The sequence below is a fragment of the Pseudomonas sp. F007 genome, assembly GCF_057814275.1.
Window position 1 is genome coordinate 348,601 of sequence record NZ_JBVATA010000005.1, and the last position, 12,745, is coordinate 361,345.

At 62.4% G+C, this 12,745-nt stretch carries 10 protein-coding genes; 5 read left to right on the plus strand and 5 right to left on the minus strand.

The window, feature by feature from the left end:
- Positions 1–93 precede the first annotated feature (93 nt).
- From nahK to ACZYR5_RS14420, 4 genes are all read right to left on the minus strand, one after another.
- Positions 94–2,727: a hybrid sensor histidine kinase/response regulator NahK/ErcS' gene (gene nahK, locus ACZYR5_RS14405; protein ID WP_489090634.1), complete on the minus strand. Its 2,634-nt coding sequence runs from the start codon at positions 2,725–2,727 to the stop codon at positions 94–96.
- On the minus strand, positions 2,657–3,820 hold the full coding sequence (gene nosP, locus ACZYR5_RS14410; protein WP_489090635.1) for a nitric oxide-sensing protein NosP: 1,164 nt from the start codon (positions 3,818–3,820) through the stop codon (positions 2,657–2,659). The genes nahK and nosP overlap by 71 nt, the downstream gene beginning before the upstream one ends.
- Before the next feature lie 466 nt (positions 3,821–4,286).
- Complete coding sequence (locus ACZYR5_RS14415; RefSeq protein ID WP_489090636.1) at positions 4,287–5,471, minus strand: porin; 1,185 nt, start codon at positions 5,469–5,471, stop codon at positions 4,287–4,289.
- A 195-nt stretch (positions 5,472–5,666) separates the two neighbouring features.
- Entirely contained in the window at positions 5,667–6,473 is an 807-nt protein-coding gene (locus ACZYR5_RS14420; protein WP_489090637.1) for a sulfite exporter TauE/SafE family protein, read from the minus strand.
- 161 nt (positions 6,474–6,634) lie between these two features.
- Between ACZYR5_RS14420 and ACZYR5_RS14425 the strand changes: the two genes are divergently transcribed.
- Both ACZYR5_RS14425 and ACZYR5_RS14430 read left to right on the plus strand, forming a co-directional pair.
- Positions 6,635–7,498, plus strand: a complete 864-nt coding sequence (locus tag ACZYR5_RS14425; RefSeq protein WP_489090638.1) for an MBL fold metallo-hydrolase — start codon at positions 6,635–6,637, stop codon at positions 7,496–7,498.
- A gap of 125 nt (positions 7,499–7,623) precedes the next feature.
- Entirely contained in the window at positions 7,624–8,481 is an 858-nt protein-coding gene (locus ACZYR5_RS14430) for a tyrosinase family protein (RefSeq protein ID WP_489090639.1), read from the plus strand.
- A gap of 12 nt (positions 8,482–8,493) precedes the next feature.
- On the opposite strand, the gene bkdR is transcribed toward ACZYR5_RS14430, so the two are convergent.
- Positions 8,494–8,982 (minus strand): Bkd operon transcriptional regulator BkdR, encoded by a 489-nt coding sequence (gene bkdR / locus ACZYR5_RS14435; protein WP_489090640.1) that lies wholly within the window; start codon positions 8,980–8,982, stop codon positions 8,494–8,496.
- A gap of 186 nt (positions 8,983–9,168) precedes the next feature.
- On the opposite strand from bkdR, the gene ACZYR5_RS14440 reads away from it, so the two are divergent.
- From ACZYR5_RS14440 to ACZYR5_RS14450, 3 genes are read left to right on the plus strand one after another with little or no spacing between them, the layout of a single operon-like run.
- Positions 9,169–10,404 carry a 3-methyl-2-oxobutanoate dehydrogenase (2-methylpropanoyl-transferring) subunit alpha gene (locus ACZYR5_RS14440; RefSeq protein ID WP_105754140.1) on the plus strand — a complete coding sequence of 412 codons (1,236 nt, stop codon included), beginning with the start codon at positions 9,169–9,171 and terminating at the stop codon, positions 10,402–10,404.
- A 1-nt stretch (position 10,405) separates the two neighbouring features.
- Positions 10,406–11,464, plus strand: a complete 1,059-nt coding sequence (locus ACZYR5_RS14445) for an alpha-ketoacid dehydrogenase subunit beta (protein ID WP_489090641.1) — start codon at positions 10,406–10,408, stop codon at positions 11,462–11,464.
- Positions 11,465–12,742: a dihydrolipoamide acetyltransferase family protein gene (locus tag ACZYR5_RS14450; RefSeq protein ID WP_489090642.1), complete on the plus strand. Its 1,278-nt coding sequence runs from the start codon at positions 11,465–11,467 to the stop codon at positions 12,740–12,742.
- Positions 12,743–12,745 lie beyond the last annotated feature (3 nt).

The window sequence follows — 12,745 nt, forward strand, 5'->3', positions numbered from 1 at the left end:
CGCTGGCAAGCCAGCTCCTACAGTATCGTGGTGGAGTTCACATTTTGGCTGGCCAAGAATACCCCCCACCACCAGGTTTTGCATGGCGCCACCTCACGGCCTACCCAACAGATGACTCATCGCCGTCTTCAACTTCATCGGCCGCACCGGCTTGTGCATCAGCGTATGGCCCAGTTCGCGGATCTGCTGTTTGAGTTCGTTGCTGTAATTGGCGGTGATCATCATCGCCGGAATCGCCGAACCACGCCGGGCATTGATCCGCGCCACGGCATCGACGCCGTTTTGCTCATCGTCCAGATGATAGTCGGCAATCAGCAGATCGGCTTCGGCGTGGTAGTTATCGACCTGCCGCGCCAGGTCCTGTTCCGACAGCGCCGTCACCACCTGACAGCCCCAGCCTTCGAGCAGGGTGCGCATGCCGGCGCAGATCGCCGCGTCGTTATCCAGCACCCACACCCGCGCCCCGCGCAGACGCTCGAGCATCGGTTCGCTCATGACCAGATTGGGCAAGGCCTTGGGCGCAGTGGCGCTCAGCGGAACTTCGATGGCGAACACCGAGCCCTTGCCCGGCCACGAGCGCACGTGGATCCGGTGCCCGAGAATCCCGGCAATTTTCTCGACAATCGCCAGGCCCAACCCCAGGCCCCGGTCCTGATGGGGGCGCTGTACATCACCGCGCTTGAACTCCTGGAAAATTTCTTCCAGGCGATCCTCGGCGATGCCCATGCCGCTGTCCCAGACCTCGATCGACAGCCGCTGGTTTTTACGTCGGCAGCCCAGCACCACCCGCCCGCTGTAGGTGTAGCGGATGGCGTTGCTCAGCAGGTTGCGCAGGATCCGCGCCAACAGTTGGATATCACTGCGCACCAGCGCCGAGCAGCCGACAAAATGCAGGGCCAGGCCTTCGCTGCGAGCAACCTGGGTGTACTCGGCGGCAAGGTTTTCCAGCAACTCGCTCAAGGCAAAGGGCGCGATGTCCGGGGTGATCACGCCGGCATCCAGCTTGGAGATATCCACCAGGGTGCCCAGCAGATTCTCCACGTCCTCCAGCGAATTGCTGACGTTACGCACCAGGTTTTCATGGGCCAGCGGCTCGCGGCGTTCGAGCAAGGCGCTGGTGAACAGCCGTGCGGCGTTCAGCGGTTGCAGCAAGTCATGGCTGACCGCCGCGAGGAATTTGGTCTTTGACAGGTTGGCCCGTTCGGCGTCCAGCTTGGCCTCGCGCAGTCTCGACTCGACACGGCGACGTTCGTCGATCTCGCTGCGCAGTTGATCGTTGAGGGTGGTCAGCTCCGCCGTGCGTTCACGCACCCGCAATTCCAGGCTCTGATAGGCCTGGTGCAGCGCCTCGGCAGTGCGCCGGCGCTCGGTGATGTCGCGGATCAACACGAAAATCCCCACCACCTCACCAGTAGCCAGGCGATTCGGCACATAGGAGCGCAGCATGTAGCGCTCCTGGTTGTTGATGTTGGTTTCGGCGAACTCGAAGGTCACGCTCTCCCCGGCCAGCGCCCGCGCCACATAGGATTCCAGGCGCTGATAGTGCTGCTCGCTGTGCACTTCGCGCAGGCTCTGGCCGAGCATCACACCCCGTGGCCAGCAGTACCACTGCTCGTAGACCTTGTTGGTGAACTCGTAGACCAGGTCGGCGTTGAGGTAGGCGATCAACGCCGGCACATGGTCGGTGATCAGGCGGATCCAGCGTTCGCTTTCGGCCAGGGCTTCGGCGTGCTGGTAGCGCTCGGTGATGTCGGTGAACGTGTTGACGAAGCCGCCGGTGGGCAGCGGGTGGGTGCGGATCTCCAGCACCCGGCCATCGTACAGGCGCTGTTCGCATTCCTGCACCGGGCGGCCGTTGTGGTCGCGGCTGGCCGGGGTCAGCAGTTGCAGCTCGCTGTCGCCAATCACCTCGGCAAACAACCGGTGGGCCGCCACTGGCGCCAGGCCGCTGAGTTCGAGGAAGCGCCGGTTCCACAGCTCGAGGATGCCCTCGGCATTGACCATCGCCACGCCCTGGGAAAGGTTGTCCACCGCCCGTTGCAACAGGTGGGACTTCTGCGCCACCGCCTGCTCGCGGCGCAGGGTTTCATTGAGTTTGACGTCGGTAATGTCGGTGAACAGGATCACCCGCCCGCCTTCCTGGGTCGGCCGTTCGCTGACCTGCAGCCAGCGGCCATTTTGCAGGCGATATAAAAGGTTTTCGTCGGCGTGCCCGCGCGGTTCCTCGGTGAACAGCCCGGTGCTGGCCATCAGTCGCTTGACTTCGCTCAGGCGCATGCCGGCAATAATCCGCACCCGGCTGTTGCTCCAGAACGCCTTGAAGCGACTGTTGAAGAGCACGATGCGCTGGTCGGCGTCGAACAGCACAAAGGCGTCGGAAATGCTTTCGATGGCATCGATCAGGTGCTGGTGCGCGGTCTCGGCCCGCAGGCGTGCTTCGCTCAGCAGGTGGTTGCCGGCCTTGAGCTCGGCCATTGCCTGGTTCAACGCATCGGTACGCTCGCGCACCTGTTCGGCCAGCACCACCGAATGCTGGAACGCCGCGTAGGGGTCGTTGCCACCGGTGCTGCCGGACTCGATGCGCTCGATCAGTGCGCTGTTGATGCGCTGAAGCTTCGCCTTGTCGCGCTGCAGTTCGGCGATTTGCGCCTGCAGCTCAACGGTGTCCGGGAGCGCGGCCACGGGCAATGGCAACCCCGGTGAACGTCTGGTTGATGTGCATGCCATTGAACTGTTCTCCGTAGGTGTTGAAGCCCATCACCCGCTGCTCGCGCAGGAAGCCACCGATCTGTTCCAGGCTGCCGGCGTCCTGCAACTCCAGGCGGCGCAGGAAGCAATCGCAGCCGATGGTCAGGAGCAGCTCGCCGAGGCGTTCCTGCAGGCCATCGAACAGTTGTTCCAGGTTTGGCAGCATGGGCCCGGGGGTCATGGCGGTGAGGACAATGCCGTTTTCCACGGCGCAGTAGAAACTCAGGCTCAGGTCGGCATGCACCTGCTGGATGGCGCGCACGTAGTACTGCTGGTTGATCCGCACCGCCAAGGGGTGCGCGGCGAAGATCCGGTGATCGAGCTCGGCCACCGGTACGCCGATGTGCCGCGCGTACTCTTCGGCGGCGGGCTCGGCGTTGAGCTCGAACACGCGCCGGGACGCGCTGTCGGCACCGGTCACCACCAGTTTTTCCTCTCGCGGGAGGATGTGGTGGGTGGTGAAGACTTCAAAGTCCAGCCAGGTGTTGACCAGCACCACCACCGCCGCGCCGCTGTGGAATTCGCCACCAAAATAGACGTGGGTGTGGGTCAGGTAGTTGTCGTCGCCGGCTGAACCGCCGAAATGCGGGATATCGCCGAGGGCGGCGCTGAGGGCGGCGAGGACCATTTCCTCGCGGCTCGACAGGCCATCGAGCAGGGTCAGGGCGAAGCTGTTGCCCTTGATCGGCGCCAGGGTGTTGCTGCGACAGCCACCGACCAGGCGTTCGACCATCTGCTGGGCGTCGATCAGGCTGAAGTGTTCCATTTCGTCGATCAATTCGGTCGAGATGGAGAAGTGCCTATGGTCGAAGCCCACCGCGCTGACGCAGTTGCGGCCATAGCCCTGGGGGGTGATTTCGCCGGCGCTGGTACAGCCCACCAGGCGGATCCCGCCGAAACTTTCCTGCAAAGCCTGGCCCAGCGCCTGCAAATCGTACTCGGCAGAGCAAAAGAACAGCACGAAGCCCAGGTGCGGGTGCAACAACTGCCGCGCCAGCTCCTGGGCAGCCTGTTGTGCATCGCCGGCCTGGGACATGGCGCTGACGACACCTTCATTGTGGACCTGCTGCATGAACGCCTCCGGCAGGTGCGCATGATTGAGAGGTGAGTGTACGAAGGCGCTGGGGCTGGACCTATGCTACTTGGGTAGCGGTCGGGGGCTTCGATGGGATGAAAAATCGCCCCCTGGTAATACGATCCCCTGTAGGAGCGAGCCTGCTCGCGAAGAGGCCAGCACACTCAAATCAGATGTCGAATGTGCCGCCGCCTTCGCGAGCAGGCTCGCTCCTACAGGGGATTGGGGCGATAACAACATCTGCAGTCACAGCAAAATCCTTGTAGGAGCGAGCCTGCTCGCGAAAAACCTGAGGGCGCCGCGTATCGTCAGAATGCGCGCGTTATCGTTGACGTCCTTCGCGAGCAGGCTCGCTCCTACAGGGGAATGGGGCGATAACAACATCTGCAGTCACAGCAAATGCACAGCACTCCCCAGACAACGGCCGATGCGCGACCGCTGTCCGGAGGGGGCTGTGCGGGGGTTACCAGGTCAGCACCGCGCCGACGGCGAAGGTATCGGTGTCTTCGTTTTGCGCGCTAGTGTCGTGGCCGGTGAGTTCGAACTGGTTGTACTCGGCGACCAGCTTGAGGTTGTCATTGACGTCATGGAACAGCGCGATACCGCGGGTCTCGTAGTCCGCGCCGCTGCCGACCACGCCGTTGCCGTCGTCATTGGTCTTGCCATAGGACAGCGCCACACGGTTCTTGCCGACCTTGTACGAGCCCTGCAGCAGATATCCATCGCTGTCGACGTTGCGCAGGGTCGGCTCGCCGGCGTTGTTGGTGTAGAACGGGTTGATGCCCTTGGCCTGGAAACCGGAGCCGGTCAGCGACAGGCCGCCGATCTTGGCCTGCACGCCATAACCGACACCTTTGGAGGTCACGGTGTCGACCGTGGAATCGGTGTTGTCCGAGGTCTGGTAGCTGCCGTTGACCCAGCTGTAGATCTTCGCCCCGGCCAGGTCGAACTGATAGGTGATTTCGGTCTCGGTCCGTGGATTTTCCTGGTAGGCCTTGCCGGTCGGGCTGCTGTCGTTGGTGTCCACCGGGTCCATGATCCCCACGGCCACCCGCAGGCCGTCCATCACCGGGGTGCGGTAGGTGATCTGCGACGTCGGGAACGGGTACGGGTAGCCGGTGCCGATGTTGCCGAACGACACGCCGCCACCGTCCACCAGGCCCAGGGTGTCGCTGACCTGGCCGTAGCCGGCAAGCAATTCGTCGAGCAGGATGTTGGAGCGGGCGAACAGCCCGAAATCCTTGCCGATCAGCACCTCGCCCCACTCCGGATTGGCCACCGTGCCGTAGAACTGCCGTACATCGATGGCGGTGTCGGTGCCGTTGGTTTCGCTGTCGTTGATGGTCACCCAGAACGAGGCCCGGGCGCCCAGCTTGAGGTCGTCGACCTGCTTGCCCATGTTGAAGCCCAGGTAGTTGGGCAAAAAGCCCATCTTCACCCGCGACTGGCGGCGGTCGTACTGGTCACCTTCACGGTTGACGTCACTGTTCACATAGAAGGCGTTGATGTAGCCGTCAGTGGAGAAGGTGGTCTGGTCCTTGTCGTACAGCATGATCTCGGCCTGTGCGACGGAGTTCAGGCCCAGGCTGGACAAGGTGGCGATAAAGGCTGGCAAGAAACGGTGCTGGAATTTCTTATTGTTGTGCATGGCGCGCTCCGCGACGGGGGACTTGGTGTCGGAGGCGATTATCGAAAGCGGACAGACGGCGGCCTACGCTGCCTTGGAGGCGGTTTTCGGGTGCTTTGGACGGGCCGATGGTGCGCGGCAATTTCGACCCAAGACCGGGCCGCGCCGGGGCCCGGTACTTTGGAGTCAGGACACTGGAACGGGGCGACCCACGACTCAGTACGCAGCCTTGAAGGCCATGTACCCCGCCACCAGTACACAGACGCTGGCAAAACCCAGTTGCAGCGCGCGAGCCGGAACCTTGGCGCAAAGCCTGCGGCCGAGCACCATGCCGACGATGCTGGCGACAATAAAGGCCACGCCCAGCCGGTCGATGCGCACGCCGGCATGCAAGGCGCCGATCACCCCGATGGCGGAGATCAGGCTGATCACCATCAATGAGGTGGCGACGATGCCGCGCATCTGTACATCGGTCAGTTGCTTGAACGCCGGGACAATCAGAAAACCGCCGCCTACCCCCAGCAATCCGGAGACCACGCCAGTCACCGCGCCGAGGGTGGCCAGGGTCGCAGTGCATTTGGCGGTCCAGGAAAAGCGCCCGGTCTGCTGGTCGAGCATGCAGTTCTTCTGGCCCCAGTTGGCATGGCCGTGGTCGCTCGGCCCCGCCTCCAGACGCTCTCGACGCAGCATCCGGCCCGCCACCAGGAGCATCAGCAGGCTGAACAGGATCATCAGGATTTTTTCCGAGAGTTGATGGGCGAAATAGATACCCAGCGGCGAGAACACCGCGCCCAACAGGGCAATCAACAGCGCCGCGCGGTAGCGCACCAGGCCGTGGCGCAGGCCGTCGATGGCGCCCACCGCCGCCGCGCTGCCCACCGCGAACAAGGCCACCGGCGCCGCATCGGTCATGCTCCAACCGAGGCCCAGTACCAGCGCCGGCACCGCGAGGATGCCGCCACCGGCCCCGGTCAAGCCCAGCACCAACCCCATCACCACGCCAAACAGACTTGCCAGTAACATAAAACACTCGTCTTCCAGGGACAAAAGCCGGGAGCGCCCGGTATCGATGCCCCACAGTCTAAATGTCGCTCCGCGGTTTTACCTGCGGATATGCCGTCGAACTGGTCAATCGGGTAAAAAGCCAACTACCCTCTGGGCTGGACCTGACCGGAGCGGACCGCATGCCCGCCTTGATTGAAGCTTTTTTCGACGACGCCTCCAAGACCTGCACCTACGTGGTCTACGAACAGGAAGGTGGTGCCTGCGCGATCGTCGATCCGGTGCTCGACTACGACCCGGCCTCGGGCCGTACGGGTACCGGCGAGGCTAACCGGGTGATTCGCTTCGTGCGCGAGCATCGCCTGCAGGTGCAATGGCTGCTGGAGACCCATGCCCATGCCGATCACCTGTCCGCGGCGCCCTACCTGCGCCGCGAACTGGGTGGACGAATCGGTATTGGCCAGCAAATCGGCACGGTGCAGAAGGTGTTCAAGCAGTTGTTCAACCTCGAAGCCGAGTTTTCGGTGGAGGGCTCGCAGTTCGATCACCTGTTCGCCCCTGACGAAACCTTCGCCATCGGCAACCTGAAAGCCAAGGCCCTGCATGTGCCCGGCCACACTCCGGCGGACATGGCTTATCTGATCGAGGATGAGTCGATCCTGGTTGGCGACACCCTGTTCATGCCGGACGTCGGCACCGCCCGCTGCGACTTTCCCGGCGGCGATGCCCGGCAACTGTACGCCTCGATCCAGCGCCTGCTGGCCTACCCGCCCGCCACCCGCCTGTACGTTTGCCACGACTACCCACCGCCCGGTCGCGAGTTGCAGTGCCAGAGCAGCGTGGCGCAACAACGGGCTCACAACATTCATGTGCATGACGGAATCGATGCCGCAGCATTCGTCGAAATGCGCACCCAGCGCGATGCCGGGCTGGGGATGCCGACGCTGTTGTTGCCGGCGATTCAGGTCAATGTCAGGGCCGGAAACTTTCCTCCGGCCGAGGAAAACGGTGTGAGGTACCTGAAGATTCCTCTCGATTCCATATGAGAAAATTCGCCTAACCTACTGACAAGTAACAATTCCTATCTGCTCTGGCGACAGTGATGAACTTGGAATGAAGGACACATGCGCACACACTCCATTGGCCAAACAATCAATGGAGCTTTACCGAAATGGATATTCGTATCAATCACCGTGATATGACCCCGCAACAGAAAACCCTCTTCACCGATGCCATCCTGCTGTTGAAAAACAACGTCGACAGCGTGCTCCGTCCAGGCCTGCAAAGTCGTTACGATGACTTCGTGCAGATCCACAAGAATTCGATGGGCCTGGGCAATCCACTGGTCCCCAATCCGCATCGCAGCCCCCTGTTCTACCCTTGGCACCGAGCGTTCCTGCGGCAGTTTGAAGTGGCCTTGCAGACCGCCGCCAGCAACCCGGCCATCACCCTGCCTTACTGGAACTGGCAACTCACCGGCGCGGACAATCCCTTCACCATGAACTTCATGGGTGCCAACGGCGACAACACCCAGGAACAGCGGGTAACGGGTGGGCCCTTCTCCCGGGAGCACTCGCAATTCACCGTAGCGGTATGGGACGAAGGCTTCGGAAACACCGGGATCCGCCGCAATCTTGGGGCCGCCGGTTATTTACCGTCGCAGGAACAGATCATTGCAACGCTGAACCGGACGCCTTACTGGAGCCCGGAGAATGGCTGGGAGAATTTCTCCGAAACAGACCTTCATAACCCGGTACACGCCTGGATCGGTGGCGACATGCTGTCATCTTCCTCGCCCAACGACCCGATATTCTTCCTGCATCACTGCTATCTCGACTTGCTGTGGGAGCGCTGGAAGCTGCAGCACCCCACTGTTCCGTCCTTCCCAGGGCAACCTGGGCAACCTGACTTCGGTGAAACCGTACTCGTGTTCAATCCTGCCAACGAACCGGCGCCCTGGGCGGGCACCTACACTGTTCGCCAGATGCTGTTCAGCGAAAACCTGGACTATCGCTACGCCGACATCTGACCGGCGTGGCACTCAGTTGCCCAAGGTCATGCCATTGGCCGGCAACGGCAGCGCAGTCTTGTAACGCACCTGCTTGAGGGCAAAGCTTGAACGGATGTTGGCCACACCCGGCACCTTGGTCAGAAAGTCCATCATGAACCGTTCCAGCGACTGAATGGTCGGCACCAGCACCCGGAGCAGGTAGTCCGGGTCGCCGGCCATCAGGTAGCACTCCATCACTTCCGGGCGGTCGGCAATGGCTTCTTCAAAATGCTGCAAGGCCTCTTCCACCTGCTTTTCCAGGCTGACGTGGATGAACACATTGACGTGCAGCCCCAACAGGTCGGCATCCAGCAGGGTCACCTGCTCGCGAATCAGCCCCAGTTCCTCCATGGCCTTGACCCGGTTGAAACAGGGCGTGGGCGACAGGTTGACCGAGCGGGCCAGGTCGGCATTGGTGATACGTGCGTTCTCTTGAAGGCTGTTGAGAATGCCGATATCGGTACGGTCCAGTTTGCGCATGAGACGAAATCACCTGTTTTTTATGTTTATGCAGTTTTTTTATCCTCAAATGATCTTTCATGCAATGAAACAGAGATAAATATTCTCCTGCGGCGGGCCTATGATTGTTGTAGGACAAGATTCATCCGACCCGGATGAAAACTGTCAGCTCACTACAAGAAATTCACAAGATCGAGCGTAGAAGCCATGACCCAAGCGTATGAACCGCTGCGTCTGCACGTGCCTGAACCCTCGGGCCGCCCTGGATGCAAAACCGACTTCTCCTACCTGCACCTGACCGATGCCGGCACGGTGCGCAAGCCCCCCATCGACGTAGAACCCGCTGACACCGCCGACCTGGCCCGTGGCCTGATTCGCGTGCTCGATGACCAGGGCAACGCCCTGGGTCCGTGGGCTGAAGGCGTGCCGTCCGAGATCCTGCGCAAGGGCATGCGTGCCATGCTCAAGACGCGGATCTACGACAACCGCATGGTGGTCGCCCAGCGTCAGAAAAAAATGTCGTTCTATATGCAGAGCCTTGGCGAAGAAGCCATCGGCAGCGCCCAGGCCCTGGCCCTGAACATCGACGACATGTGCTTCCCGACCTATCGCCAGCAAAGCATCCTGATGGCCCGCGAGGTGCCGCTGGTGGACCTGATCTGCCAACTGCTGTCCAACGAGCGCGATCCGCTCAAGGGTCGCCAGTTGCCGATCATGTACTCGGTCAAGGACTTCGGCTTCTTCACCATTTCCGGCAACCTCGCCACCCAGTTCATCCAGGGCGTGGGCTGGGGCATGGCCTCGGCGATCAAGGGCGACACGAAAATCGCCTCGGCCTGGATCGGCGACGGCGCCACCGCCGAGTCTGACTTCCACACCGCCCTGACCTTTGCCCACGTGTACCGCGCGCCGGTGATCCTCAACGTGGTCAACAACCAATGGGCCATTTCCACCTTCCAGGCCATCGCCGGCGGTGAAGCCACCACCTTTGCCGGTCGTGGCGTGGGCTGCGGCATCGCCTCGCTGCGGGTCGACGGCAACGACTTTGTCGCGGTGTACGCCGCGTCCGCCTGGGCGGCAGAGCGCGCACGACGCAACCTCGGCCCGACCATGATCGAATGGGTCACCTACCGTGCCGGTCCGCACTCGACCTCCGACGACCCCTCGAAATACCGTCCGGCCGATGACTGGAGCCACTTCCCGCTGGGTGACCCGATTGCCCGCCTGAAGCAGCACCTGGTGAAAATCGGCCAGTGGTCCGAAGAAGAACACAGCGCCGTCAGCGCCGAACTGGAAGCCGAAGTGATCGCCGCACAGAAGCAGGCCGAACAGTACGGCACCCTCGCTGGCGGGCAGATTCCGAGCGCCGCAACCATGTTCGAAGACGTCTATAAAGAGATGCCGGAGCACTTGAAGCGCCAGCGTCAAGAGTTGGGGATCTGAGATGAACGATCACAACAACCATATCGAGCTGGAAACCGCCATGACCACCACTACCATGACCATGATCCAGGCCCTGCGCTCGGCCATGGATGTGATGCTTGAGCGTGACGATAACGTCGTGGTGTTCGGCCAGGACGTCGGCTATTTCGGTGGCGTGTTCCGCTGCACCGAGGGCCTGCAGAACAAATACGGCACCTCGCGGGTGTTCGACGCGCCGATCTCGGAAAGCGGCATCGTCGGCGTTGCCGTCGGCATGGGTGCCTACGGCCTGCGTCCGGTGGCAGAAATCCAGTTCGCCGACTACGTCTACCCGGCCTCCGACCAGATCATTTCCGAAGCGGCGCGCCTGCGTTATCGCTCGGCCGGCGAATTCACCGCGCCGATGACCCTGCGCATGCCGTGCGGCGGCGGGATCTACGGCGGCCAGACCCACAGCCAGAGCATCGAGGCAATGTTCACCCAGGTCTGCGGCCTGCGCACCGTGATGCCGTCCAACCCCTACGACGCCAAGGGCCTGCTGATCGCCTCCATCGAAAACGATGACCCGGTGATCTTCCTCGAGCCCAAGCGCCTGTACAACGGCCCGTTCGACGGCCACCACGACCGCCCGGTAACCCCGTGGTCGAAACACCCGGCGGCACAGGTCCCTGACGGTTATTACACCGTACCGCTGGACGTGGCCGCGATTACCCGTCCGGGCAAGGCCGTGACCATCCTCACCTACGGCACCACCGTTTATGTCTCGCAAGTGGCCGCCGAAGAAGCCGGTATCGACGCCGAAGTCATCGACCTGCGCAGCCTCTGGCCGCTGGACCTGGAGACCATCGTCAAGTCGGTGAAAAAGACCGGCCGCTGCGTAGTCGTCCACGAAGCGACCCGCACCTGCGGTTTCGGTGCCGAGCTGGTGTCGCTGGTACAGGAGCACTGCTTCCACTACCTGGAAGCGCCGATCGAGCGCGTCACCGGTTGGGACACCCCCTACCCGCACGCGCAGGAGTGGGCGTATTTCCCAGGGCCGTCCCGAGTGGGCGCGGCGTTGAAACGGGTCATGGAGGTCTGAATGGGCACGCACGTTATTAAAATGCCGGACATTGGCGAAGGCATTGCAGAAGTGGAACTGTCGGTCTGGCACGTCAAGGTCGGCGACATGGTGGTAGAAGACCAGGTGCTGGCCGATGTGATGACCGACAAGGCGATGGTGGATATTCCCTCGCCGGTGCATGGCAAGGTGATCGCCCTGGGCGGTGTGCCTGGTGAAGTCATGGCCGTGGGCAGCATCCTGATCAGCATCGAAGTCGAAGGTGCGGGCAACTATAAGGAGTCCGCGCAACCGGCCCCGGCCAAGGTTGAGGCGGAAGTTCCAAAGGTGGTGCCGGTGGCAGCGCCCAAGGTCGAGCCAGCCGTCAGCAAGCCGGCAGCCGCCTGCCGTCCAGCGCCCCAGGCGCCGGTGGCGCGGGAAGCCAACGAACGTCCGCTGGCCTCGCCGGCCGTGCGCAAGCACGCCCTGGATGCCGGTATCCAGTTGCGTCTGGTGCAGGGCAGCGGCCCGGCCGGGCGCATCCTCCACGAAGACCTCGATGCCTACCTGGCACAGGGTCCGGCGAGCGCTTCGACGGGCGGTGCGAGTTACAGCCCACGGCATGACGAAGAGCAAATCCCGGTGATCGGCATGCGCCGCAAGATTGCCCAGCGCATGCAGGACGCCACCCAGCGCGCGGCACACTTCAGTTATGTCGAGGAAATCGACGTGACTGCCGTGGAAGAGCTGCGCGCGCACCTCAACGAAAAACACGGCGCGAGTCGTGGCAAGCTGACCTTGCTGCCCTTCCTGGTGCGCGCCATGGTCGTCGCCCTGCGCGACTTCCCGCAGATCAACGCGCGCTACGACGATGAAGCCCAGGTCATCACCCGCCTCGGTGCGGTGCATGTGGGCATCGCCACCCAGGCCGACATCGGCCTGATGGTGCCGGTGGTGCGTCACGCCGAAGCCCGCAGCCTGTGGGACAGCGCCGCGGAAATTTCGCGCCTGGCCACCGCAGCACGCAACGGCAAGGCCAGCCGCGATGAGCTGTCGGGTTCGAGCATTACCCTGACCAGCCTTGGCGCCCTTGGCGGCATCGTCAGCACGCCGGTGCTGAACCTGCCGGAAGTGGCGATCATCGGGGTCAACAAGATTGTCGAGCGGCCGATGGTCATCAAGGGCCAGATCGTCATTCGCAAGATGATGAACCTCTCCAGTTCCTTCGATCACCGGGTGGTCGATGGCATGGATGCTGCGCTCTTCATCCAGGCCCTGCGCGGCCTGCTCGAACAACCCGCTACGCTGTTTGTGGAGTAAGGC